The 24895-nt window shown below is 67.6% G+C and carries 21 protein-coding genes, 2 pseudogenes and 1 riboswitch; of the genes and pseudogenes, 3 read left to right on the plus strand and 20 right to left on the minus strand.

Translation table 11 applies throughout. The features are described from left to right. Positions 1-9 precede the first annotated feature (9 nt). The 9 genes from JWP65_RS01590 to JWP65_RS01630 all read right to left on the minus strand — a co-directional run bounded on the left by JWP65_RS01590 (position 10) and on the right by JWP65_RS01630 (position 9567). Positions 10-825 (minus strand): alpha/beta hydrolase, encoded by an 816-nt coding sequence (locus JWP65_RS01590; RefSeq protein WP_299759711.1) that lies wholly within the window; start codon positions 823-825, stop codon positions 10-12. 65 nt (positions 826-890) lie between these two features. Further along, a complete protein-coding gene (locus JWP65_RS01595; RefSeq protein WP_299759713.1) occupies positions 891-1856 on the minus strand; it encodes a PDR/VanB family oxidoreductase in 966 nt (321 codons plus the stop codon). A 25-nt stretch (positions 1857-1881) separates the two neighbouring features. Continuing rightward, complete coding sequence (locus JWP65_RS01600; protein WP_299759747.1) at positions 1882-3591, minus strand: iron ABC transporter permease; 1710 nt, start codon at positions 3589-3591, stop codon at positions 1882-1884. A gap of 2 nt (positions 3592-3593) precedes the next feature. Then, positions 3594-4799 (minus strand): ABC transporter ATP-binding protein, encoded by a 1206-nt coding sequence (locus JWP65_RS01605; protein WP_299759715.1) that lies wholly within the window; start codon positions 4797-4799, stop codon positions 3594-3596. Positions 4800-4813: 14 nt separating this feature from the next. Beyond that, the gene (locus tag JWP65_RS01610; protein ID WP_299759717.1) at positions 4814-5284 is read right to left on the minus strand and encodes an aromatic-ring-hydroxylating dioxygenase subunit beta; all 471 of its coding nucleotides are present in this window, start codon (positions 5282-5284) and stop codon (positions 4814-4816) included. 16 nt (positions 5285-5300) lie between these two features. Continuing rightward, entirely contained in the window at positions 5301-6551 is a 1251-nt protein-coding gene (locus tag JWP65_RS01615) for an aromatic ring-hydroxylating dioxygenase subunit alpha (RefSeq protein WP_299759719.1), read from the minus strand. A gap of 37 nt (positions 6552-6588) precedes the next feature. Then, positions 6589-7716: an extracellular solute-binding protein gene (locus JWP65_RS01620; RefSeq protein ID WP_299759721.1), complete on the minus strand. Its 1128-nt coding sequence runs from the start codon at positions 7714-7716 to the stop codon at positions 6589-6591. A gap of 41 nt (positions 7717-7757) precedes the next feature. Continuing rightward, positions 7758-8255, minus strand: coding sequence for a 3-phenylpropionate/cinnamic acid dioxygenase subunit beta (locus JWP65_RS01625; RefSeq protein WP_299759723.1), 498 nt, complete (start codon positions 8253-8255; stop codon positions 7758-7760). Between the two features lie 25 nt (positions 8256-8280). Beyond that, positions 8281-9567: an aromatic ring-hydroxylating dioxygenase subunit alpha gene (locus tag JWP65_RS01630; protein ID WP_299759724.1), complete on the minus strand. Its 1287-nt coding sequence runs from the start codon at positions 9565-9567 to the stop codon at positions 8281-8283. A gap of 251 nt (positions 9568-9818) precedes the next feature. Here JWP65_RS01630 and JWP65_RS01635 point away from each other — a divergent pair. Then, positions 9819-10345 (plus strand): annotated as a pseudogene (locus JWP65_RS01635) (NAD-binding protein); the annotation flags it as partial. Positions 10346-10367: 22 nt separating this feature from the next. Here JWP65_RS01635 and metE read toward each other — a convergent pair. Beyond that, positions 10368-12659 carry a 5-methyltetrahydropteroyltriglutamate--homocysteine S-methyltransferase gene (metE, locus tag JWP65_RS01640; RefSeq protein ID WP_299759726.1) on the minus strand — a complete coding sequence of 764 codons (2292 nt, stop codon included), beginning with the start codon at positions 12657-12659 and terminating at the stop codon, positions 10368-10370. Between the two features lie 103 nt (positions 12660-12762). On the opposite strand from metE, the gene JWP65_RS01645 reads away from it, so the two are divergent. After that, a complete protein-coding gene (locus JWP65_RS01645; RefSeq protein WP_299759728.1) occupies positions 12763-13662 on the plus strand; it encodes a LysR family transcriptional regulator in 900 nt (299 codons plus the stop codon). 106 nt (positions 13663-13768) lie between these two features. Here JWP65_RS01645 and JWP65_RS01650 read toward each other — a convergent pair whose 3' ends face one another. From JWP65_RS01650 to JWP65_RS01690, 9 genes are all read right to left on the minus strand, one after another. After that, on the minus strand, positions 13769-14542 hold the full coding sequence (locus tag JWP65_RS01650) for an SDR family oxidoreductase (protein WP_299759730.1): 774 nt from the start codon (positions 14540-14542) through the stop codon (positions 13769-13771). After that, positions 14539-15522: an ABC transporter substrate-binding protein gene (locus tag JWP65_RS01655; protein ID WP_299759732.1), complete on the minus strand. Its 984-nt coding sequence runs from the start codon at positions 15520-15522 to the stop codon at positions 14539-14541. Before JWP65_RS01655 ends, JWP65_RS01650 begins: the two co-directional genes overlap by 4 nt. A gap of 8 nt (positions 15523-15530) precedes the next feature. Further along, complete coding sequence (locus JWP65_RS01660; RefSeq protein ID WP_299759734.1) at positions 15531-16283, minus strand: ABC transporter permease; 753 nt, start codon at positions 16281-16283, stop codon at positions 15531-15533. Continuing rightward, complete coding sequence (locus JWP65_RS01665) at positions 16280-17029, minus strand: ABC transporter ATP-binding protein (protein ID WP_299759736.1); 750 nt, start codon at positions 17027-17029, stop codon at positions 16280-16282. The genes JWP65_RS01660 and JWP65_RS01665 overlap by 4 nt, the downstream gene beginning before the upstream one ends. Next, positions 17026-18486 (minus strand): acyl-CoA reductase, encoded by a 1461-nt coding sequence (locus tag JWP65_RS01670; protein WP_299759738.1) that lies wholly within the window; start codon positions 18484-18486, stop codon positions 17026-17028. Before JWP65_RS01670 ends, JWP65_RS01665 begins: the two co-directional genes overlap by 4 nt. Continuing rightward, positions 18483-19577, minus strand: a complete 1095-nt coding sequence (locus tag JWP65_RS01675; RefSeq protein WP_299759740.1) for a long-chain fatty acid--CoA ligase — start codon at positions 19575-19577, stop codon at positions 18483-18485. Before JWP65_RS01675 ends, JWP65_RS01670 begins: the two co-directional genes overlap by 4 nt. Next, on the minus strand, positions 19574-20431 hold the full coding sequence (gene thiD, locus JWP65_RS01680; RefSeq protein WP_299759748.1) for a bifunctional hydroxymethylpyrimidine kinase/phosphomethylpyrimidine kinase: 858 nt from the start codon (positions 20429-20431) through the stop codon (positions 19574-19576). The genes JWP65_RS01675 and thiD overlap by 4 nt, the downstream gene beginning before the upstream one ends. Positions 20432-20506: 75 nt before the next feature. Beyond that, a riboswitch (TPP riboswitch) is annotated at positions 20507-20602 on the minus strand. A gap of 398 nt (positions 20603-21000) precedes the next feature. Next, positions 21001-22218, minus strand: a complete 1218-nt coding sequence (locus JWP65_RS01685) for an FAD-dependent monooxygenase (RefSeq protein WP_299759742.1) — start codon at positions 22216-22218, stop codon at positions 21001-21003. Then, a complete protein-coding gene (locus JWP65_RS01690) occupies positions 22215-23099 on the minus strand; it encodes a tripartite tricarboxylate transporter substrate binding protein (RefSeq protein ID WP_299759744.1) in 885 nt (294 codons plus the stop codon). The genes JWP65_RS01685 and JWP65_RS01690 overlap by 4 nt, the downstream gene beginning before the upstream one ends. Before the next feature lie 240 nt (positions 23100-23339). Between JWP65_RS01690 and JWP65_RS01695 the strand changes: the two genes are divergently transcribed. Further along, entirely contained in the window at positions 23340-24119 is a 780-nt protein-coding gene (locus tag JWP65_RS01695; RefSeq protein ID WP_299759745.1) for an IclR family transcriptional regulator C-terminal domain-containing protein, read from the plus strand. Positions 24120-24180: 61 nt separating this feature from the next. Here the strand turns inward: JWP65_RS01695 and JWP65_RS01700 are convergent. Further along, positions 24181-24322 (minus strand): annotated as a pseudogene (locus tag JWP65_RS01700) (IS3 family transposase); the annotation flags it as partial. Between the last annotated feature and the right edge of the window lie 573 nt (positions 24323-24895).

Genomic DNA, 24895 nt, shown 5'->3' on the forward strand with positions numbered 1-24895 from the left:
TTCGGCGGTTCAGAGCTGCTTGCCCAGGAAGTGCAGGGAGGCGGCGTTGAAGTCGGCCGGCTGTTCGATCATGGCCCAGTGGCCACACTCGGGAATGAGGTAGACCCAGGACGGCTTGATCAGCTCGGAGAACTTGAGGGCCTTCCAGACCTGGTTGACCTTGTCGTCCTTGCCGTTGACGATGAGGGTCGGCGCGGTCACCCGCGCGATGTCGGCCTCCTCGTAGAACAGCCCGCCCTGGTCCACGATCCACCCCATGGTCGCCACGTACGCGGCCAGCGTGGCCGGGTCGCTGGTGAGGCGGACCCGGTAATCGAGCATCTCCTCGGATGGCTCGTAGCTGTACGTCAGATGCTTGACCAGCTTGCGCATCGCTTCCTTGTCCGGCGACTTGTAGGCGGTCAGCGGCTGCGGGGCCCCGGTCTTGTCGTAGCGGGAGAGTCCGGCGCTGCCCATCAGGATCAGGCGGTCCACCAGCTCCGGGCGCTCCATGGCCACGCCCAGGCTGGCCGAGCCGCCCATGGAATTGCCCACCAGGCTCACCTTGCGCAGGTCCATCGCCTCGATGAAGCCGATCAGGTGCTTGACTCGCGCCTGCGTCGAATAGGTGAAGCCGGCCGGATCCGGCTTGTCGGTCTTGCCGAAGCCCACCATGTCGATGGCGAAGACCTCGTATTGTTTGGAGAACTCGCGAATCGTGTCTTTCCAGTTCCCGTGCGAATCCGCACCGGCGCCGCCCCCGTGCACCAGGATCACCGGTCGCCCAGATCCCGCATGCAGGTAGTGGGTGCGAAGGCCGGCGGCTTCGACATACTTGCTTTCCATTTCCATCGTTCTTCTTCCTTCCTGGCGCCGGCGCGCAGCCGGTCGTGTTGAGTGGGATGCCGGGGCTAGAGGTCCAGCACCAATTCGTCGGTCAGGCTGCCGGAGCAGCAGATCAGCATGGTCTTGCCGGCCGCCTGTTCGGCCGTCGTGAGGAACAGGTCGCGATGGTCCGGAACCCCCGCCAGCACCTTGGTCTCGCAGGTACCGCACACGCCCTGCTCGCAGACCCGCGGCACGTACACGCCCGCGGCTCCCAGGGCGGCCAGGATGCTTGTGCCCGCAGACACCGGCACCTTCCGGCCCGACTTCGCAAGCACCACCACGAAGCCGCCGGCGGCCGGTGCCACGCCGGCGCCGAAGTACTCAAGGTGGACCTGCTGCGGAGGCAGCGAGGCAGTGGCGCGCTTGTAGGCTTCCAGCATGGGCCCCGGTCCGCAGCTATAGAAGTGGGTGCCCGGCGGCGCGCGGGCGACCAGGCTGGCCAGGTCCAGGAACCGCCCGCCCTCCTCCTCGTCGACGTGCAGCTGCAGGCGGCCGGCCTCGGCCGCCGCCAGCTCCCGCAACGGCTCGAGGAAAGCGGCGCGGCTGCGGCTGCGCACCGCGTAGGCGACCTGCCAGGACCGGCCGATCGCCTGCAGCCGGCGCACCATGGACAGGATGGGCGTGACGCCGATCCCGCCGGCGATCAGCACGCTGTGCCCGGCGCTCTCGCACAGCGCAAAGTCGTTGCGCGGCGGGTCGACCTCGAGCACATCGCCGGCGGCGAGCTGCTCGTGCAGCCAGCGCGAGCCGCCGCGGCTGTCCGGATCGCGGTACACACCGATCACATAGCGGTCGCGCTCGTCCTGGCTGTTCAGGAGCGAGTAGCTGCGCACGATGCCACTGCCAGTCCGCACATTGATGTGCGCGCCGGCCGTGAAGGCCGGCAAGGGCTGGCCGTCGCAGGCGCGCAGCTCGATGGCGAGCACATCCGGCGCCGCGCCGGCGATCGCCTGCACGCGCATGCGCAGCGTCGCGTCAGCGGCGGTCATGGGTATTGCCGTATCCGCCATGACTCTAGCGCCCTCCGCGCAGGCGGGTCGCGATGAACAGGCACAGCGCTGCGGCAGCCAGTCCGATCAGCACGATCATGCTGCCCACCACTGCGGCCGGGCCGACCGAGCCGCCGTACAGGAACTCCAGCTGCAGCACCGACAGCGGCGTGGATCTGCCGGTGCTGAGCAGCACGATGGTGCTCACCTGCCGGATGGTCATCGCGAAGATCATGAGGATGACCACGGCGACGGTGGGCGAGACCAGCGGCAGCACGATGCCCGTGAAGGTACGGTACCAGCTGCCGCCCACCACCCGGCCGGCTTCCTCGAAGTCGTTCCCCAGCTGCAGCAGCGCGCTTTTGAGCATCTGCACGCCCAAGGTCATGGCCGCCAGCAGGCTGACCAGGATCAGCACGCCCACAGTTCCGTACAGCGGCGACAGCACTGCGACATCAAGCACGAACCAGAGATACCCCAGCCCCAGGATCACCCCGGGGATGACGAAGGGCAGCCAGGACACGAAGTCCAGGGCGAAGCGCAGCCGGTGCGGCGCGCGGATGCTGCTGTACGCCACCACCGAGAACAACAGCAGGCCCAGCAACGTGGTGCTGATGCCGAGCACCAGCGTGTTGCGCAGCGCGTTCATGAACGTGGCGTCGGCGAGCGCGTCGGCCCAATGGCGCAGCGTCCACACTTGCGGCAGGTCGAAGAAGCCGTACATGGACATCAGGCTGCCGGCGAACTGGAACACCACCGGCACCAGCGTGGTCAGGGACAGCACGGCGACCAGCACGCCGAAGACGATCCAGCGCTTGTTGCCCAGCCGGATCGGGTCGGCGCGGTGGTTGCCCGTCACCGTCACGAAGCTGCGCCGGCTCGAGGCCCATTGCTGGGCCAGGACCATCGGCACCATCAGCAGCAGGATGGTGGTGGCCAGCACCGTGGCACTCGGATAGTCAGGCGGCGAGCCGCGCAGCATCTGGTAGATCTTGGTGCTGTAGACGTTGAAGTTGATCGGCCCGCCCAGCACCAGCTCGAGCTCGAACGCTTCCAGGCCCTTGATCAGCGACATCAGCAAGGTGACCAGCAGCACCGGCGTGAGCACCGGCAGTGTCACCCCGATCAGCGCGCGCCAGCCGCTGGCCCCGCAGATCCAGGCCGCCTCTTCCAGCGTGCTGTTCAGGTTGCGGAAGGCGGGCGTCAGCAGCATCACCTTGACCGAGACACTGTTGGACACCAGGTGCGCGAACACGATGCCCCAGAACGAGTACAGCGTGAACGGCGGAGCATCGACGATGCCATGATCGACCAGAAAGCGGTTGATCAGGCCGTAGTCCGGGTTCAGCAGCAGCAGCCAGCCGGTGGTCGTGGCCAGGGCCGGCAGCAGAAAGGAGGCCCAGAACCCGAACTCGATCAGCCGGGAGGCGGGAACATCGGTGCGCGCCAGCGTCCAGGCGATCGCAATCGCGACCGGAAAGGAAATTCCCTGCACGGTCACGACCACCTTGAGGGAATTGAGGATCGCCTCACCCATGCCTGGCGTGGCGAACGCGCGCTGCCAGACTGCGAAGCCGCCGAGCGCGGCGTCCTCGGCGTGGAAGCTGTTGGCGACGATCAGCGCGATCGGGTAGCAGACGAAGATGCCGATGATCCCCACCAGGAGGAGGGTCCAGAGGTGCTGGCGCGACAGGGCGAGCGCGGAAAGCCGCGCGGTGCTGGCGAAGTAGGACATCTTCACGCCACCGCCACCGCCACCGCCGCGGCTGGCTTCGCTCCCGCGCGGGCGGGCACCGCGTCGGCCGCATCTGCGTCGGCCAGGGACCAGACGCGGGTCGCCTGCGGGGGCAGGTGGATATACACCGACTGGCCCTCGGCCCAGGCCACGCTGCGGGGCAGTTCCAGCAGCACGGTCTGGCCACCGACGCGGATCTTGCATTCGAAGCCGCTGCCGACGAACAGCAGCGTCTCGATCCGGCCTTCCAGCACGTTGTGCGCCGGCAGCTCCGCGGGGCTGGCAGCGACCCGCACGTCCTCGGGCCGGGCGGCGACTTCGACCAGCTCGCCTTCGCGGACAACTTCCGGACCGCCGGGCACGACCAGCGCCTGCGTGCGGTCGGCCCCGGCCTGGTCGCCGAGGCCCAGGCGCACGGCGCCCGGCTCGCGGGCCAGCACCACGGCACGCAGCGTGACGACCTTGCCCAGGAAGTCGCGCACGAAGCGCGTGCTCGAGTTCTCGTACACGTTGCGCGGTGTGTTGATCTCCTCGATGCGGCCGCGGTTCATGATCACGACGCGGTCGGCGATGCTCAGCGCCTCGACCTGATCGTGCGTGACGAACAGGGTGGTCAGGCGGATCTTCTTCTGCAGCTCCTTGAGTTCCAGCCGCAACTGCGTGCGCAGCTTGGTGTCCAGGTTGCTGAAGGGTTCGTCCAGCAGCAGGATGGACGGCTCGTACACCAGCGCCCGAGCCAGCGCCACGCGCTGCTGCTGGCCGCCGCTCAGGCGCGGCACGGGCCGGCTTTCCAGCTCGGCCAGGCCGACCAGCGCCAGTGCCTCGAGCACCTTCTTCCGGACCACGGCGGTCGACATGCGGCGCAACTGCAGCGGGTAGGCGACGTTTTCGAACACGGTCTTGTGCGGCCACAGGGCATAGGCCTGGAACACCATGCCGACCTGGCGCTGCTCCGGGGGCAGGAACACGCCCTTGGCGGCCGACGAAATCACGCGGCCCTCGCAGGTGATCCCGCCTTCGCTGGGTCGCTCCAGCCCGGCGACCATGCGCAGGGTGGTGGACTTGCCGCAGCCGCTGGGGCCCAGCAGGGCGACGGTCTCGCCGTGTCGGACCTCCAGGTCGATGCCTTGCACCACGTAATCGGCCCCGAAACGCTTGGAGAGCTTCTCCAACTTGAGCGCCGGCTGGTTGGTCATTGTTGTTGTCACGGCCTGCATGGCACTCAGATCAGAAAAGTAAGGTTGTTGTGGGCTTGGTCCCGGCCGAGCAGCCAGACCTTCTTGAGGACGATTTCCAGGCGACCGTCCGTGCGGCGCAGGTGATGCTCACAGCTCGCGGCCAAGCTCCTTTCGCCTTGCCCGCGCGTCTCGTGCACCGTCAAGTTCGACAGCACCTTGACCAGATCGCCGGCGGGCGCCGTACGCACGTTGGTCACCGCGTGCAGCGTGCGCGAGGCCGGCGCCTGGGCGTGGAAGTTGCGATTGCCAAGCCGGGTGACCCGGTCTTCCAGCGTCCCGCGGTCGTCGTAGGCGATCGGTGTTTCGACGTGGGGTGCGACGTCACGACCCGAAGGGATCCAGTAGCGGACGTCAGGGGCCAGCAGCGTCAGCCACTCCTCGAAGCGGCGCTCGTCGAGCATCGCCGCCTCTTCGTACAGGAAGTCTTCCGCTTCCTGGCGCGTGATTTGAAGCATTCTCTTGTCCCGTCCTTCAGTCGTTGGCCCGCGCCATGCGCCTGGCCCATTCGAGGTAGATGCCGCGGTGCGTGACCTCGTCGGTGATGTCGCCCACGACGCGGCCATCGCCCATGGTTTGCTCGCGCTGCAGACCCCGGCTGAACAGCAGCCATTCCGCCTGCGAGACCTTGAGGCCTTCCTGGCAACGCTCGAACGCTTCGAGATCGTCGGGCTGCCCGAAGCCTGCTGCCGACGCCCACCAGCCAAGCTTGGTGGTCATGCGATCGTTGATCTCGTCGGGTGCGCCGCACAGCCGGTACGGAAAGGCGTAAACCTCGGTTTTGTCGACCGCGATCGGGCGCAGCACACGGAAGTGCTGGGCGTTGCTCTGGATAAACAGATTCGGAAACAGCAAGATCTGCAAGTCGCTTTCGAGCACCTTGCCGGCGCGGTCCGCTCCCAGCCGGGCCTCGAGGGCGGCGCGATAACCCGCCGCGTCCTTTTCCGAGTTCAGCGCGGCGCGCGAAGTGCCGGTGTAGTCGAGCAGGGCATGGCCATTGGGCAGTCCGACTGCGCGGGCGGCCGAGCCCTGGTTGCTGCCGGGCTTGGCCCCGGTCTTCTTGCCGACGATCGCGAAGGCGCTCTGGTGGGTGAAGGTCGGGTGGTAGCCGTCGACCCAGTTCTCCGCCTGCAGCTTCCAGTTGGCGTTGTACGTGTACTTCTGAACGCCGCCGTTCGCTTTGATCGCACCTTCCGGGGCCGCGTCCATGATGGTGTCGATGATGCCGGCTGCCGGCCCCAGCGCCGTTCGCAGCTCAGGCACGGCGGCGCTCAGGCTGGCGAAGACGAAGCCCCGGTGCGAGTCCACCCGCGCCGCGTGGATCAGCCCGAGGCTGCCCTGATCGAAACCCTCACCGTAACCCTCGGCGAACGGCACGACCAGAAGATCGCCATTGGTCGAGAAGGTCCAGCCATGGTAGAGGCAGCGGAACGCGCGCGTGTTCCCGCTCTGCTCGCGGGTCAACAGCGCGCCGCGGTGCATGCACCGGTTCAGCACCACATGCAGGGCGCCGTCGGTATGCCGCGTCAGCAGCGCCGGCTGCCGCCCGATCTGGACGGCCTTGAAGTCACCGGCCGCCGGGACCTCGCTTTCGTGGCCGACGAAGACCCACCCCCGCTCGAAGATGAGCTCCATCTCGGCTTCGAAGATCGCGGGATCGACGTACACGCTGCGGTGGACCCGGCCCTGCTGAACGCGGGAGTCGAGATTCAAACTGGAATTCACTTGCACATGCCTTTCGGTCGGTGACGTGGGCGGGCGGTCACGGCCGCACTTCCTTGGCAATGCGGCTCGCCTCGTTCTGCCATTTCAGGACGTTCTCCTGGATCTGCACCCGGAAGTACTTGACGCCCGGTAGCGGCTGCTTTTCCTTGCTGACCGCGGGCACGTCCGTGCGTCGGCTGTTGCGGCCGGTCACGGCCGACAGCGCCGCCTGCGTCTCCTTGGTCAGCAGCCAGTTGATGAACACCTTGGCTGCGTTCGGGTTCGGCGCCTGATTGAACAAAGCCACGGTGCCATAGCCGACGCCCTCATAGGCAGCCCCCGGCGTGTTGCCGACGTTGCGGATATCGAGCTGCATCCCGGCAGCGCGGTAGGGCCGCAGCACATCGACCAGGTCCGAGCCCAGACCGATCGGGTGCGTTCCGCGCACCATGCGCTCGGCGATGTCGGTGTTGTTCGGCACGAACAGGGGCTTTTGGTCACCCAACAGCTTGCGCAGGGCGGGCTCACCTTGCTGCGCAAGCATCATGGCCGCGTAGTTGGAGCCGCCGCCGCCCACGCGCGGGTCCCACCAGACGATCTTGCCGGCGTACTGCGGCTTGAGCAGGTCGGCCAGGCCCTTGATCTCGCCCGGCGGGATCAGCTTGGCGTTGTAGTTGATGCTGAGCAACTCGCTCCAGAACGAGAAGATGTACCGGTGGCCGGTGTCCGTGAAGGCATCGTTCCAGCCGCCCCAGACGGCGGGGTCCTTCACCTCGGGCAGGTGCAGGGCCGGCAGCAGCGGATCGAACACCTTGTTGTCCGCCAGCCGGTAGATCTCCGCGCCCGGCCCCCAGAAATACACGTCCCACAGGTAGCGGCCGGCGCGGCGCTCCGCCTCCACGCGCGCCGGCCAGTCGGGCAGGATGGCAGGCGTGTACTCGATGCGGATGTCCGGATACGCCTTGGCGAATTCGCGCATGATGAATTCACGAGCAGCGGGGACGGGCGGACCACCGAGCAGGAGCTTGCCTTCCTTGCGGGCCGCTTCCACGATCTGCTGCCATTCGGGCGTGCCCGCCGCCTGCGCGTGGACGGCGCCGGCGCCCAGCAGGGCGAGAGAGCCGGCCGCGGCGGCCAGGGCCTTGAGCGCCCGGCGGCGCGGCAATGAGTTCGATCCGTTGTGCATGTTGTCTCCAGTTGGCGCGTTTCGCGCTTGTCGTCTCACGTTCAGAAGAAAATGCTCAGGTTGCTCGAGTTCAGGACGTTCTGCTCGATGACCACCTTGCGTCGGGCGATCCGCCAGCTCTCGCCGCTGCGCCGCAGCAGGTCTTCCCTGTGGCCCACGTAGAGGTTCTCGACCGACTGCAGCCGATTGCGGTAGACGAGGAAGTTGCAACGGGCCGTGACCTCGCCGTCCTGCGCGCCGGCCTCCAGTTCGACGTTCGACAGCAGGCGCGTGGTGCGCGAGGGCGGATCCTCGGCGAAGGCGAAACCGGTCGCCAGCCGCTTCACGCGCAGCGTGAGAGTGCCCTTGTTGTCGTCGAAGAAGGCCAGCTCCAGGCGGTCCGACTCGTGCGCCTTGCCGCTGCGCACGCTCTTCATCGGCATCCAGTAGCGGATGTCGTCGGTGAACAGGGCCAGCCAATCCTCGAACCGACCCTCGTCCAGCATCCGGGCTTCCCGGTACAGGAACTGCTCGAGTTCCCTGACATATGCGTAGTCCATGTGGCTCCTCGTGATTAACGGCGGCTCAAGCCAGGTCGCGCCAGGACTCGGCGCCCATGAGGTCGGCCCAGCGCTGGTACATCGCACGTTGGTTGATCTCGCTCCACATGCCGCCGATGCGGCCTGGCAGGTCGACGCCGAGCGCCTCCTTGACGGTGCGGTCGCGCCCAAGGCCCATCGAATAGTCGAAGTGGCCGTCCCGTCCCACCGTGCCCCTGGCGCTGCTGGTGCACTGGCTCCAGTTCTCGCCGTCCTCCTGTTCGAAGACGCCGCTCGGGCCAAAGGTGAAGATGTATTGCGCGCGCACGGCCGCCTTCAGCTCCTCCGGCAGCGCCTTGTCGACCACGCACCAGGCCTGGATTTCCATCGCGTTCGGTCCGCGCGGCTGCCACACCCGAAAGGTGCGAAAGCGCATCGTGTCGAGGAAGGAGAAGTTGGGAAACACCGTACCGTGGCCGATCGGAACGATCTTGGTCACGAACTCACCCCGTTCCTTTTCGAGGTTCTTGCGCACCTCCTTGACGAACGCGGTGTATGGCGTGGCAGCCTTCTCGCCCTCGGCCAGGCCGCCGAACTCGCCACCGAAGCCGTGGCCGTTTCCGGGGCTGATCTGGTAGCCGTCGTCGCCCCAGGGCTTGCGAATGCCGATGCCCAGCGAGGAGCCGTGCGTGACCGGCACGTGGTACATGTCGCCCACGAAGTTGTCGGCGGCCAGCTTCCAGTTGGAGTTGATGATCCACTTGTGGACCCCACCGATGATCTCGATGCCGCCGACCATGCGGTTCGCCATCAGGTCTAGATAGACCTTCATGCCGCCCAGATACTCGTCCAGGGAAGGCGCCTGCGGATCCCAGGTGGCGAAGATCATCCCATGCAGAATGCCGATATGCGCCGCTCGGCGCAGCCCCAGCATGCTCTTGTCGATTCCGTTGGAATACGCCACGTCCTCGCGCGGCACGCCCACCAGGTCGCCGCTGCTCGAGAATGTCCAGCCGTGGTAGCTACAGGAGAAGGAGCGGGCGTTGCCCTCGTCGCTGCGGCAGATCTTCATGCCGCGGTGCGTACAGGAGTTGTGCAGGACCTGAATCACGCCGTTGCGGTCGCGGATCACGATCACCGGATCCTCGCCCATGTAGGTGGTGATGTAGTCGCCGTTCTCCTTCAGCTGGGTCTCATGGCCCACATAAAGCCAGCAGCGCGCGAAGATGCGCTCGAGCTCCTGCTGATAGATGCCCTCGTCCGCAAAGATGCGCCGGGAGATCTTGCCGGTCTCGACATTCACCAGATCACCGATGTCGACTGTCATTGCCATGCCGCCTCCAGTTGGCGAGTGGGGAATAGAAAATGGACCCGGATCAACTCGCCAATCGCAAATACTACGTATTTTCGAAATTCGTATCTATTATCGTAATCCCTAATGCCAGGCGCAATGACGCAGGTTTCCTGGAGTGGAGTGGAGTGGAGTGGAGTGGAGTGGAGGAGTGGCGATGCGGCGTTCGCGCGCCTGGCGGTCCAACACGCGGCCGTGACGCCGGGGCCGCCGCGAAGCTGCAACCGGGTTGCATCGACGCACCCGCGTCCGGCAGCTCCGGGGGCGCGGTCGCAGGCACGCCGACTTTCATGGTGGGCGGCCCGGCCTGAGACCCGGCGCGCGCGTCCGCTGCTGGAGAAGATGGGCCAGAACACTTGCCATGCTTGGCGGTGCCCGAGCCGGTCAGACCGCCAAGATCTGCACCAACATGCCCCTGGGCCTCCTCATGCAAGGCAGCTGCGAAGCGTCGGCGCTGGGCGTGGCCGATGGGCTGGGTCCGAAACTGCTGCCGGACCGCATGCGCCGCAGTGCGTGCAGCAACTGGGCGCTGGAGAAGTACAAGCGCGTGCCGGGCGTGATCGAGAACGCGCCCGCCTCCAGGCACTGCGCGAGCGGATTCGGCACCGAGCGGATGCTCGAGGACCCGGGCGCGCAGCAGAACGGCGCCGCCGTGCGCGCCGCCGCGCCGCCGGCCGGGCCGCCAGCCTGTATGCCGCGCCAGCTTGGCCGGCAGCGCAGTGCAGCGCTGGAGTTCTCCAGCGTGGTGCGCCTGCTGCAGCGGCCGCCGGCGGGACGGGATCTCAGGTGGCGGCTCGCAGCGTCTTTGCCGCCTCGACCATGTTGGCCAATGCGGGCAGGACCTCCGACCACTGGCGCGTCTTGAGGCCGCAGTCCGGGTTCACCCACAGGCGGCTCGCGGGGATGCGCTCGGCGGCCTTTTGCATCAGCGCCACGATGTGCTCCTGCGTAGGGATGTTCGGCGAGTGGATGTCGTAGACACCGGGGCCGATCTCGTTCGGGTACTTGAAGTCATCGAAGGCGTCGAGCAACTCCATGTCGGAGCGCGAGGTTTCGATCGTGATCACGTCCGCATCCATGTCGGCAATGGACGCGATGATGTCGTTGAACTCCGAATAGCACATGTGCGTGTGGATCTGCGTCTCATCCGCCACGCCGTTGGCGGTGATGCGGAAGGACTCGATTGCCCAGTCGAGGTAGGTCTTCCACTGCGACCTGCGCAGCGGCAGGCCTTCCCGCAGCGCCGCCTCGTCGATCTGGATCACGCGCACGCCCGCCTTTTCCAGGTCCTGCACCTCTTCGCGGATGGCCAGCGCCAGTTGCTTGCAGGACACCGAGCGCGGCTGGTCGTCCCGCACGAAGGACCAGTTCAGGATCGTCACCGGGCCGGTCAGCATGCCCTTCATCGGCTTGGTGGTGAGCGATTGCGCGTACCGGGTCCACTCCACGGTCATCGGGCGGGGCCGGGTGATGTCACCGAACAGGATCGGCGGCTTCACGCAGCGCGAGCCGTACGATTGCACCCAGCCGAACTGGCTGAAGGCGTAGCCGTCCAGCTGCTCGCCGAAGTACTCCACCATGTCGTTGCGCTCGGCCTCGCCGTGCACCAGCACGTCCAGGCCCAGGGCCTCCTGCGCGCGCACGCAGCGGGCGATCTCGCCCTGCATGGCGGCCTTGTAGTCCGCCTCGTCGAGCGCGCCGGCCCTGAACTGGCTGCGCGCATGCCGGATCTCTGCCGTCTGCGGGAACGAGCCGATCGTGGTGGTCGGAAATTCAGGAAGCCGCAACCTGGCAGCTTGCAGCGGCGCGCGCTGTGCGTACCCGCTCTTGCGTTGTCCCAGGCTGTCGTCGAGCTTGGCGATCGCCGCCTTCACGAGCGGGTTGTGGACGCGCGGCGACGCGCGGCGCGCGTCGAGTGCGGCCTTGTTGGCGGCCAGCGCTTCGCTGGCGGCCTCGCGCCCCTGATTCAGCGCAACCGCCAAGACCTGCAGCTCGTCCAGCTTCTGCAGTGCATAGGCGAGCCAGGACTTGATCTCGGGGTCGAGCTTCTCCTCGCTGGCCAGGTCGACCGGGACATGCAGCAGCGAGCAGGAAGGCGCAAGCCACAGGCGGTCACCCAATCGTCGCGCGAGCGGCTCGACCCAGTCGAGGACGGCGTCGAGATCGGTTTTCCAGATATTGCGGCCGTTGACCACGCCCAACGACAGCACCTTGTGCGGCGAAAGCAGGTTCAGCAGCGGCATGACGTCTTCGCGCCCGTTGACGGCGTCGACGTGCAGGCCGGCCACCGGCAGGTTGGCCGCAAGGTACTGGTTCTTTCCCAGCTGCCCGAAGTACGTTGCCAGCAGCAGCTTGACGCGGGAGCCTTTGAGGTCGTGGTAAGCCGTGTTGAAGGCGTGTTGCCAGTCGGCATCGAATTCGGTGACCAGCAGGGGCTCGTCGACCTGCACCCATTCCACGCCGTGGGCCGCCAGCGTGTCCAGCAGCTGCGCGTACGCCGCAAGCAGCCGCGGCAGCAGTGCCAGCTTGTCGGAGCCGTCCTTGGTCTTGCCGATGGACAGGTAGGTCACCGGGCCGATGATCACCGGCTTGGCCTTCACCCCCGAGGCCCTGGCTTCGGCCAGGTGCTCCAGCAGACGCGAGGCGTCCAGCCTGAACTCGCTTTGGGCGGTGAATTCCGGGACGATGTAGTGGTAGTTGGTGTCGAACCACTTGGTCATCTCGCCGGCGGCGACGCCACCGCAGCAATCGCCGTGGTCGTCGCTCCCCTGGGCCGAGCGGCCGCGCGCCACGCGAAAGTAGTTGTCCAGCGCATCGCCGTGGAAGCCGCGCACGCGCTCGGGCAGGTTCCCCAGCGCGAAGCTCATGTCCAGCACTTGGTCGTAGAACGAGAAATCGCCGACTGGCGCCAGGTCGAGGCCGGCCTGGTGCTGCCAGTGCCGTGCGCGGAGCTGGGCGCCAAGCGCCTGCAACTCCTCGCGCGAGGATGTGCCCTTCCAGTAGGACTCGAGCGCGAACTTGAGTTCACGCTTGGCGCCGATGCGGGGAAAGCCGAGATTGTGGGTTTGGACCATGGGTTGCCTTCGGATGCCGTGTTGTGCGAGTGGCGGATCGTAAAAGCAGCAAGCCATGAAGTAAAATGGTCTTCTTTCAACAATCAATGAGATCTGCTCATACATGCTGGAGCGCATCCACTTGGCGATCGTGCGTGAAGTCGCCCTCAACGGCTCACTTACCGCCGCAGCGGGCAAGCTGCACCTGACGCAGTCCGCGCTGAGCCACACCATGCGCAAGCTGGAGCAGCAACTGGGCACGGACATCTGGCTGCGTGAGGGGCGCAGCCTGCGACCGACGAAGGCGGGGGACTACCTGCTTTCCGTCGCCAACAGGGTGCTGCCGCAACTCGACGTCGCCGAGGAGCGGCTGGCGCAGTACGCCCAGGGCCAGCGCGGCTCGCTTCGCATCGGCATGGAATGCCATCCCTGCTACCAATGGCTGCTCAAGGTGGTGGCGCCCTACCTCGCCGCGTGGCCCGACGTCGACGTCGACGTCAAGCAGAAATTCCAGTTCGGCGGTATCGGGGCGCTCTTCGCCTTCGAGATCGACCTGCTGGTGACGCCCGATCCGCTGTTCAAGCCCGGCCTGCGCTTCGAGCCCGTCTTCGACTACGAGCAGGTGCTCGTTGTCGGTGCGCGGCATGCGCTGGCCGGGGCGGCCTACGTCAAGCCCGCGCAGCTCACCGGGGAAGTTCTCATCACCTATCCAGTGGCAGCGGAAAGACTGGACATCTACAACCAGTTCCTGATGCCGGCGGGCATCACGCCCAAACGCCACAAGACCATCGAGACCACCGACATCATGCTGCAGATGGTGGCCAGCGGCAGGGGGGTCGCGGCGCTTCCGCGCTGGTTGGTCGAGGAATACACGGACAGCCTGGAGATCGTTCCGATTCGGCTCGGCAGCCGTGGCATCCGCAAGCAGATTTTCCTGGGCGCCAGGGAGAGTGATGGCGCCGTCGACTACCTGAAGGCCTTCATTGCCCTAGCTCGCGATCAGGATGCCGTCAAGGCGATGTGACGCGGGCTGCGGCTCGCGGCGGTCGTGACGCCGCTGTCCGAGCGCGAGCAGGTCGTGCTGGCGGCAGCCGGTGCCGCAAGCGCGCTCCCATCGATCGCTTGCAACTTCATCGCATCACCCTTCCACCATCCACCAGCAACACCTGGCCGGTCACGAACGCGCTCGCCGGCGAAGCGAGGAACACCACGGGGCCGGCGACGTCTTCGGGCCGCGCCAGCCGGCGCAGCGGCGTGGCGGCCATGATCGACTCCCGGAACGCCGCCCGGGTGGCGGCGCTGCCTTCCGTCGGATGCACCAGGCCCGGCGCAACACAATTCACGCGCACCCCGAGCGGCCCGGCTTCCGCCGCCAGCTGCCGGCTGAAGCCGACCAGCGCCGCCTTGGCCGTGCCGTAGTCGTGGTATGGCACGACCGGGTCCTCCACCAGGTCGCTGACGATGTTGACGATGGCGCCGCCGCGGCCCGCCAGGTGCGGCAGCACCGCCTGGCACAGGTGGAACGCGGCGCCGACCGAGCCCTCGTACTGGCGCAGGAAGTCGGGCCAGGCCAGCCCGGCCAGGTCCTTGCGCCGTTCCGGATCGAAGCTGTAGGGCGCGAACGCGTTGTTCACCAGCACGTCGACGCGGCCGAACGCCCGCAGCGTCCGCTCCACCAGCGCCACCGCCTCCCCGGGCACCGTCACGTCGGCCTGCAGCGCCTGCGCCTCTGCGCCCGAATCTTCACAGGCACGCACCACTTCGCGCGCGGCCTCCCCGTTGCGCAGGTAGTTGACGCCGACCGTGGCCCCGCGCGCGGCGAAGGCGCGCGCGATCGCCGCCCCGATGCCGCGCGAGGCCCCGGTGACCAGCACCACCTTGCCGGCGAACTCGCCCGCGCTCATGGCATCCCCGGCAGCAGGTCGGCGGCCACCACCTGCCGCATGTCGATCGCGCGGCGCACCAGTCCGAGCTGCCGGTACACGTCGGCGGCCTGCTGCAGCGAGGCGACATCCATCGCGCCCAGCCCGGCCCGCCGGGTCACCCCGGACACGCTGGCTGCATTGCGCAGCCGGATGACATCCAGCGCCAGCGCGGGGTCGGTGCCGTCGATGGCGCGGGTGGCAGCCAGCCGCGCCGCTTCCGCGGGCTGCGCCATCATCCAGGCGGCAGCGTCGCTGTAGCCGCGCAGGAAGCGGCGCAGGGCCTGCTTGCGCTGTCGGTAGACCTCCTCCCGCACGACGAAGAGATCGCTGGACACATGGAGGTACTTGCCCACCTCGATCACCTGCACGTCGCCCAGGCCGCGCCGCCGGCCGATCGCCAGGCCGGTGTCGGTCGCCGCGGTGGCGTCCACCTGCCCCTGCAGCAGCGGCGCGAAGTTGAGCAGGCCGGTCACCACCACCGTCACGTCCGATTCGCGCAGCCCGGCCTGGTGCAGCAGCACCTGCAGGTTCTGCCGGGTGCCGCTGGCCAGGCTGTAGACACCGATCTTCTTGCCCTTGAGGTCGGCCGGCGTGCGGATGCCGCTCGTGCGCAGCGCGACCACATTGAAGACGTTCTGCGGATAGATGTCGTAGATGGCCCGCAGCCGCTCGCCCTTGTCCAGCGCGGCGAACAGGGAGCCCGGGTCGGTGAAGGCGACGTCCGCCCGGCCGCCAAGGATGTTGCGGATGGCGTCGCCACCGCCGGCGCCGGGCACATACGCCAGCTCGATGCCCTGGGCCCGATAGAAGTCTTTGTCGGCATGCACCAGCAAGGGCATGACCTCGGTAATGGCCTTGCTCCAGCCGGCGACGGTGACCTTCTCCGCGCGGGCTTGCCCCCAGGAAAGAGCGGGAAGGGATGCGGCAGCGGCGAGCAGGTGGCGGCGAAGCAGTGGCATGGCAGCGATCAGGAAGTGGAAGAATAGGGACGCAGCAGGCGCCGCTCCAGCAGCAGCGCGGCCTGGTAGGCACACAAGCCCAGCAGGCAGACCAGCACCAGCACGGCGAACATCAAGGGCGTGTCCATGCTGCCCTGGGCGCCGATGATGAGCGCGCCAAGGCCCTGGCTGGTCCCGATGAACTCTCCGACGACCACGCCGACCAGCGCCAGCACCACCGCGATGCGCAGTCCCGCAAGGATGGCCGGCAGCCCCGTCGGCAGCTTCAGGCGCCACAGCGTCTGGGCGCGGCTGGCGCCCAGCATACGGAACAGCTCCAGCCGCTCCGGCGCCACCTGCGCCAGCCCGGTGAGCGTGTTCTCCATCAGGGGAAAAAAGCAGATCAGCGCGGTCACCACCACCGTTGGCAGCAGCCCGAAGCCGAACCAGACGATGAAAAGCGGCATCAGCGCCAGCTTGGGAACGACCTGCGTGACCACGACATACGGCAGCAGCAGGCGCCGCAGTCCTGCATGCTCCGCCAGCACCACGCCAGCGGCGAAACCGAATGCGCTTCCGGCCACCATGCCGAGCAGCAAGCCCAGCGCGGTGGCACGCAGGTGCGGCCAGAAGAAGCCGGAGGCCAGTCCGCTCCATAGCGCTTGCAGCACCGCGCTTGGCGGCGGAAGCACCAGCGCCGAGATGGCGAACCCGCGGGCAGCGAGCTCCCATAGCAGGAGCAGGCCGGCCGGCAGCAGCAGGCTGGCGGCGCGCGTCTTCATGCGGGCGCTGCCTCGCTCGCCGCAACGGCTTGCCCAAGTGCCCCGCGCACCTGGGCGCAGGCGGCGCCGAAGGCCCCAGTGTCGCGCTGCGCGCCGGGCGGGCTCACGATGGTGCGCACCAGCCGACCGCCCGCGAGGACCGAGACCCGGTCGCCCAGGAACACCGATTCACCGACGTCGTGCGTGACGAACAGCACGGTCGTGCCACGTGCCTTCGCCAGCTCCCGCAGGTCGCACTGCAGCTCCTCGCGCGTGAGCGCATCGAGCGCGGCGAAGGGTTCGTCCAGCAGCAGCAGCGCGGGCGCCGTCACCAGGGCACGCGCCAGTGCCACGCGGCTTTGCTGGCCCCCGGAGAGCTGGCGCGGATAGCGTTCCGCCAGGCCTGCCAGGCCGAGCCGGGCCAGCAGGGCTTGCGTTGCGTGCGCATCGGCGGGGGTCGGCTGGCGCTGCAGGGACACGGGCAGCAGCACGTTGTCGCGCACGCGCAGCCATTCCAGCAGCGTCGGCGCCTGGAACACGAAGCCGACTTCCCCCGGGCCGAGAGTGGCGCCGCCCCGCACCTCGATCCGGCCGGCGCTGGGCGCCAGCAGCCCGGCGGCCAGCTTCAGCACCGTGGTCTTGCCGCAGCCGCTGCGACCCACCAGGCAATGAATCTCGCCGGCGGCAAGTGCGAGGTCGATCCCCTGGACCACCGGCGGGGTGCCGGGGTACTGGAAGGCGACATCCCGCAGCGCAAGGAAACTCATGGCAGATCTTCCTGCGCATAGGGAGCGAGCCGATCGGCGGCGCGCTCGGTGGCCGCATCGATTTCGACCATGCGGACCAGGTCGGCCAGGCTGAAGCGGCCGTCGTGATGCCAGCCCGGCTCGGGCTGCGCCATCGCCCCGAGCGGCGCGATGCGCGTGACCCCGGCGCGGCCCAGCAGTTCCGCCAGAGGGTACAGCGCCTCGGGCGTGGTCGCCACCGCCACGGTCTGCAGCACCGGCGCGTGCGGCGCGAGCAGGGGCAGGACATCTTCCAGCGCATTCACCGCACTCACGACGATGCAGCGTTGCCCGGGCGTTGGCCGCACCGGGTGCGGCGCATCCGCGTACACCACGGCCCAGCCGCAGCCCTCCTCGCCCAGCAGCTCCAGGCTGTCGTTCCACTCGGCGGCCTGCCGCCAGCTGGCGACCGCCGTGGCGTCCTCCAGTGCCAGCTCGCGGGACGGGTGGCGATGCTGCAGGTTCGCGAGTTCGGCGGCCAGATAGCGGGCGAAGGCGCGCGGTGATACCTCGCCTCCCCGCTCTACGTAGATGACGTGCGGCGAATAGCAACCCTGCTGCTCGTGGCGCGCCAGGTCCCGCGCGGCGAGCCTGGCGCTGGCCCCGCCACGCTGGCGGTCGAGCGCGGCTCGACCGACCAGCGCCACCCCCAGCTTGTGCCCGTAGGCCAGGAACCGGGTGGTGACGGGCACACGCTCGCGCAGCTCGCGCAAGGCCGCATTGCCGCCGTAGGCGAGCACGGTTTCCGCCTCGCGGAACAAGGTGGCGTCCATGCCCGCGTCGCCGCCTTTCCACCAAACCACCGCCAGGCAGCCGGCCCAGGGCGGATGGAGTTCGGCCAGCAGGCGCGCGAAGACGCTCGCGAACACGGGCTCGGCGCTCGGCAGCTTGCCGATGTTGCCGGCCTTCACCAGCAGGCCACAGGCCAGGCTCCACAGCGGCAGCCCCGGCACGTTGCCGGCCCAGATGTGCGCCAGCAGCCCAGGTCCGAGGGCGCGGACGGACCCGCCCTTCACCGCCGGCTGAAACCCGTCCAGCACCTTGGGATTGGCGAAGTCCTGCGCGACGAAGCGGCGCAGCTGCGGACCGCGAAAGCCCTGCAGGTAGGTGCTCAGGCCCAGCCGCACCAGTTCAGCGTCGAAACCGGTCACCAGCGGCAGCAGGTCGTCGAGCTCGCGGCGGCGCGGGTCGGCCGGGTCGAGCAAGCGCGCGACGGCGGCGTCCAGCACTTGGACGACCGCGTCCACCGGCATCGGCTGCAGCCGCTCGCCTGCCGCGGCGCGAACGGAGTGCGCCAGCGCCCGCAGCTGCGCCTCAGCGAGCACCGGCACCTCCACCCGCAGCTGGCGACCGCGGGCGCTGAACGGCAGCACGTGCCAGCGCACGTCGGCGGCGTCCACGCCCGGCAGGTGGCCGGCTCGCCAGGTGCGGGGAGTCACGGGTTGGCCTCCAGGAACTCCTGCATCGCCAGCGAGCAGCCCTTGGCCTCGGCGCCTTCGGCGCGCCCCAGCAGGAGGAAGCCGCCGTCCACGGCCACGCCGACGTCCTCGGTCAGGATGGTGGTGGCCGAGTTGAAGTTGGCCAGGTCGCAATGCGCCAGCAGCCCGCGCTCGCCCCGCGCGAGCTCGCGCCCGGTCAGCGGCTCGAGCACGCGGGTGCGGACCCAGTGGGGGCCGGACTTGACGGCGGGCAGCGTCGCATTGCCGTTGTCGTAGAACTGCGAGCTCAGCTCGGTCATGCCGTACATGTTGATGCAGCGGGCGGCGGGCACCCCGAACGCGCGCTCCAGGCCGTCATAGAAGGCCTGCAGCTCCAGCGTGCGCGACTGGCCCTTGTAGCCGCCGGTGTCGAGGATGCGACTGCCCTCGGGGAGGGCAAACCGGCGGCCGGTGGCGGCCAGGGCATCCAGCAGGTGGACGAAGCTGTAGCTCGCGCCCAGCATGGCAACGGGCTGCCCCGCAACCACGGCGTGCCCCAACGCGGCGCACACCCGCGCCACGTCCAGGCCGCCCGGGCCCACGCAGTGGCCCCCGCCTTCAACCCCGAAGTGACGCGCGGCCTGCGACAGGTAGCGCGCCAGCGATGAATCAGGCAGCTGCTGCTCATCGGGAAAAAGGATCAGCATGGCGAGCGGTCCGCTGCCTTGCATGAAGCGCCGCGCGAAATTGCGCCGCATCGAGCGGTCCCAGACCTCCAGCGTCGGATGGTGGTTCCGGCCCCTGACGTCGGCGCGCGTGGTGCCGCTGGTCGTGAAGACGCGCTCGCATTCAGCGGGGGGCAGGCAACTGAGCGTCGCGTCCTTGAAGGCGCTGATCGGCACCGGCGGGATGTCGCGCCAACTCGCCACGCGCCGCGGCGTGGTTCCGCGGCGCTGGCAGAAGCGGCGGTACGCCGCATCCTGCTCGTACTGGAAGGCAAACAGCGCGGCGGCCAGTGCATCGAACTCGTCGTCGGTGCAGCCATCCTGAGCGAGAAAGGAAAGGAGCCGCTCGACCAGCTGTTGCATCTGCGGCGGCAGAACGGTTTTCATGGCGAGGGGCGCATTTGCATGGGCTGCGGCGCATGCGAGTGGTTCAGGGGGCCGCTGCCTGCGCCCATGCGCGCGCCGGCTCCTGCCGTCAATGCCGCGCGGACGTAGGCGTGGGCCGCTCGCACCGCGGCGGCCAGCTCGCAACCCAGTGCGAGATGCGCCGCGATGGCGCTGGAGAGGGTGCAGCCGGTGCCATGGATGTTGGGCGTGGCGATGCGCGGATGGCGCAGCCACAAAGGCCTGGCACCCGGGATCAGCAGCAGATCGCTGACGATTCCGCCGGCAAGGTGCCCGCCCTTGACCAGCACCGCGCGGGCGCCGCGCTCCAGCAGCTCCCGGGCGGCGGCTTCCATGTCAGCCTCGGTGCGAAGCTGGCGGCCGACCAGCAGGCCGGCTTCATCCAGGTTGGGGGTGACCAGCAGGGCCCGCGGGAACAGTTCACGCACGAGTGCATCGACCGCCTCCGGCTGGATCAGGCGGTCACCGCTGGCGGCCACCATCACCGGGTCCAGCACCACTGTGCCCATGCAGTGGCGGTCCAGCGCGGCAGCCACGGTCTGCACCACCGGTGCGGAATGCAGCATGCCGATCTTCACCGCATCGACTCCGATGTCCTCAGCCACCGCATCGATCTGGTCGGCCAGGAACTCCACCGGCACGGCGTGAATCGCGCGCACACCCAGAGTGTTCTGCGCGGTGAGCGCCGTCAGCGCCGTCATGCCGAAGCAGCCCAGTGCGGCAAAGGTCTTGAGGTCGGCCTGAATGCCCGCGCCGCCACCGGAATCCGAGCCGGCGATGGCGAGCACGCGCGGATAGCGGGTGCGAATTTCGGCTTCGCCCGCGGGCGGGGCGATGGGTGCGGGGGCGGATTGCTTCAACGGACCTCCTTCGTGACTGGTGCTCCGAAGGAAACGGTCCACCGGCCATGGGGCCGTATGGGCTGCTCTCCTTACGCCGGTATGAGCCGGTTCAAGTTCTCGGGTCTGGATCTCAGCACGCCAACGCGCACACCCCGGAGCGATGTCCATTGTGACACGGTCGCGCACCGCGGCCGAAGGCCGCAGCATCCGGAGGCGTAGGTCCGAACCTTCAGCGGCCCTCCACCGACGCGGCAAACATTCCAGTTTCTCTGCAAGCCGTGCACGTCGGAAAACGCGAAGCAGCACGTGGGCACTGTCGCAGACGGCCGAGTTCAACCCTGGCGGCGGGCAAAGAACCCCCCGGGCGAATCAGCTGCTCGGGCACGCGAAGCTTGAGAGCCCAGTGCGCCGCCTGGGCGTAGAGGCTGATGACGCACTGGAGAGCCCGGAGCAGACCGAGATCCAGGCTCCTCTTCGGCGAAAGCCGCCGTCCCTCTGCCGGCAACACTGAAGCTTCGACATGGGTCACTGCCCTCGCGTCGGCGCGGCCGGCTGACGCGACCTTATGCGGTGGCAGCCTTCGCTCTCAAGAACTCGAGCGCTTCCTTCTCGATGTCGTAGTCGTACAGTGATCGGCGCAGCAGCGCGGAGTTGGCGATTTCCCTGTCACGTTGCCCCAGGTCTGCGTACTTGGAGTCGTAGCGCAGCCCGTTCTTGCGGGCTTCGGCCTGCACCATGGAAGTCCGCGGTTGCCGCAGCTCCTGGTAGCTCTGGAGCGCATGCTCCAGCGACAACGAAGCATCTTGCGCGCAGGCCTGCAAGATCACTGCCAGGGCCGTGCCATCTTCGATGGCCTGGTTGGCGCCCTGGCCCAGGTGCGGAAGCATCGGATGGGCGGCGTCGCCGAGCAATGCCAGCCGCCCGCTCACCCACGTGCCGAGGGGCTTGCGGTCATAGAGGCCCCACCAGAAGCAGGTCTCGACCTTCTCCAGCAGATCCGTCACGCGCGGATCCCAGCCGGCAAATGACGCGGCGAGCTCGTCGCGGTCGCCGACGGCGGACCAGGACTCTGCCGTCTCGCTGGTGGTCGGCACGAAGCCGACATAGTTCAACAACTCGCCGCCGCGCACAGGGAACACCATGAAGTGCTTGCCATCACCCATCCAGACCTGGTGAGCCTCGCGCCGCCAGTCGGGCAGTTTGTCCGCGGGGAGCAGTCCGCGGTAGGCCCGGCACCCGGCGTACTCGGGCGGCGAGGGTTCCACCACGTGCTTTTGCAGGACCGAGTTGATGCCGTCGGCCGCGATCACGACATCCGCGTGCGCCACGTTGCCATTCTCGAAGGCAAGATGGGCTCCGGCCTGGTCCTGGCTAAAGCCAGTGCATCGGTGGCCGGTATGGATCGCGTCGGCGGGAAGCGCATCGGCCAGCACCTTCAAGATATCGGCGCGGTGCATGCCGTACATGCCGTTCCAGCCGGTGGAGTCGGTGGTCAGGATCTTTCCAACGACGGAGCCGTCCATGCGGTAGTACTCCGATCCGTCGCCGACCTTGGCGCCGACGCGCGCAAGCGCATCGCCCAGGCCCATGCGCTCCATCTGCCGCAGGCTGTTGGGATAGATGAAGACGCCGGCCCCTACCTCGCGCAGCACGCCCGACTGTTCATACACCGCGACGCTGATACCCCGATGGGACAAGGCCACGGCTGCAGCCAGGCCGCCCATGCCTCCGCCCACGATGGCCACATGAATACGCTTTGACATCACAACCTCATCCTTCATTTTGTGTTTTTTGCCCTGGTGCCTAGCAACTCGCTCACAGCCCGGAACTCGCTGGATATTTCTTCGGACAGCGCACGGCCCGAACCCCACTCCTGCACGATCCCGGCCGGCAGCAGCTGGGCCGAGATGCCTGCATGGCGAGTGGCTTCTTCCAGCGCCGGGACGATCCTGTCCACCACCGCCTTGGGCACACCAGCGGGCATGAAGAAGCCGAACCACACGCCCAGAATGTCGGCCTTGTAGCCCAGCTGGCGCAACGTAAGGACCTCAGGGAATTCCGGGAACGGCGAGGAGATCGCCAATGCGCGCAGGCTGCCGCTGCGGATATGCGTGCTCACCGCGCCCAGTGCCAGGATCACGCCCTCGATGTGGCCTCCGAGCAGGTCGGTGATGGCGGGTGCCGCGCCCTTGTAGCTGACCGAACTCAGCGCGGCACCGGTGGCCGAGTTGATCAACTGCGTGCTGATCTCACCCACGGAGCCCGGGCCGGCATTGCCGATGCGGATGCCGTTGGGAGCCTTGGGTGCGTGCGCGATCATCTCTTTCAATGTCTTGAAGGGCGCATCCTTGCGCGCCACCAGCACAGCCGGACTGCGGGTCGTCAACCCCAGCGGAGTCAGGTCGCGCAACGGATCGTAGTTGGTGGCCTCTGGCTCGAGCACGCGCCGGATCGTCAGCGGGCTGTTTTGCGCATAGAGCAGCGTGTATCCGTCCTTCGGGGCGCGGATGACGGACTGCGTGCCCAGCGAGCCTCCCGCACCTGGGCGGTTGATGACCGTGACAGGCGTGTCCAGCAAGCGCGATAGCTCCTGCCCCATCAGGCGTGCGGCGCGGTCGGCGGCGTCTCCCGCGGCCAGTGGCGTGACCAGGTTGATCGGCATGCGTGGATACTCGTTCGCACGCGCCAAGAAGGGGGCCGCCAAAAGCGATGTGAACCCCAGGATGTCTCGTCTCTTGATCATTTGTCAGCGCCTTGAAAGTTGCGGAAGATCGGCACGAAGCTGCGCCTGCCCGTTGCGGCGCGCGGAAAGCAAGCATGCTGCATCCGGGAGGCCCGCCCATTCTGGCGAACGCGAGGATGGCAGGCAACCACTTTTGCGCACTGCGCAGATAATGACCCCATGACCGACCAGGGCCGATCGCACCCGCGCGACTTCGTGGCATCGCTCGACAAGGGGCTGAAGGTGCTGCTCTGCTTCGAGCGCAAGCACTCCAAGCTGAACCTGTCTGAAGTGGCGCGCCTCACGGGCTACACACCGGCGACGGCGCGCAGGTTGCTGATGACGCTGCAGGAGCTCGACTACCTCCACAGCGATGGCAAGCGGTTCTGGGTCGCGCCTCGCACCTTGCTGCTGGCTCGGCCATACCTCATGTCCAGGCCAGCACCGCAGCTGGCGCAGCCCGTGCTCGACAAATTGGCCGACCGGACCCGGCAGTCCGCATCTCTGGGCTTGCTGTTGGACCAGGAGGTGTTGATCATCGCCCGGTCCACGGGCCAACGCACACTGTCCACCGGACTGGGCATCGGCTCCCGCCTTCCTGCCTTCTGTTCGGCCATTGGTCGAGCCGTGTTGTCGACCCTGCCCCGGGCCGACGTCGTGCGCTACCTCACGGGAACGTCGCTGGATGCCTACACCCGCATGACCGTGCGGGACGTTGCATCGGCTGCCGACCAAGTGGAGCACTGCCGCGACCATGGATGGGCGGAATGCGACGAAGAGTTGGAACTGGGCGTTCGCTGCATTGCGGTTCCGGTTTCCAGCCTTGCGGACAAGACGATCGCGGCCGTGAGCCTTTCAGTGCGGGCGGAACGAATGACGATGAATGCCTTTCGGCAGGCCCATCTCGCTGCGATCCTTGAGGCGCGTGACGAGTTGAAGGCGACCGTCAACTTCGAATAAGGAAGATCCGCACGACCTTGGGCGAAAGCTCACTGCAGATGGCTGTGGTGGCAACGCTGAGGTTGTAGAACATCACGATGGAGTTGAAGACGTCGGCTCTGGACTGGTCGCGCCGGGTAGATCTGGCGATGGATCCGCTCGCGTTCGAGCAACTGGAAGAAGGTCTCGGCCAAGGCGCCCTCATGGCAGTTGCCGCGCCGGCTGCTGCGGCAGGTCAGGCGCCGATGCGGTGCCCTATGGCCATCCGTGCGCGCGATCGCATGATCTTGAGCGCCGCATGACTGACTGCCGGAGCGAAGTTCACCTCCACGCGACCATCCTTGCCGACCGCCTCACGCGGTCGGAACGTATGGCATACGTTACCCCTCCTCGACCGCCGAATACAACGGCCAGGAATTCTCCTACACGCGCAGAAGGAAATCCCCAGCAGTTCGGCGCCCGACACTGCTTTTGCGCGGGATAGCATCAAGTTCACTCAGCATTCCGCTCCAGCGGGTGCATACGATCTCAATGCTTCAGCGGAGACAATGCCAGCCCCGAGAAGCGCTGGTGACTTCTTCCGGCCGGCGAGTGAGGGCCGGAATTCAGAGGCATGCCGACGGCTTGAGTTCCTGGGCTTATTCACGACCGAAGGACGGCCGAAGCTGCTGCTGCTGATTTTCGGCCCCTGGGTCGGCGTCGCGGCGGTCACGACCGGAGCCAGTACCCAGGGGGCCGGCGGTCAGGGGCAAGTGATGGCAGGATTGAGGCGCATGGGTAGCTTGCATTTCGCCGCC

The organism is Ramlibacter sp., assembly GCF_028292805.1.
In the GTDB taxonomy this organism is placed as follows: Bacteria; Pseudomonadota; Gammaproteobacteria; order Burkholderiales; family Burkholderiaceae_C; genus Ramlibacter.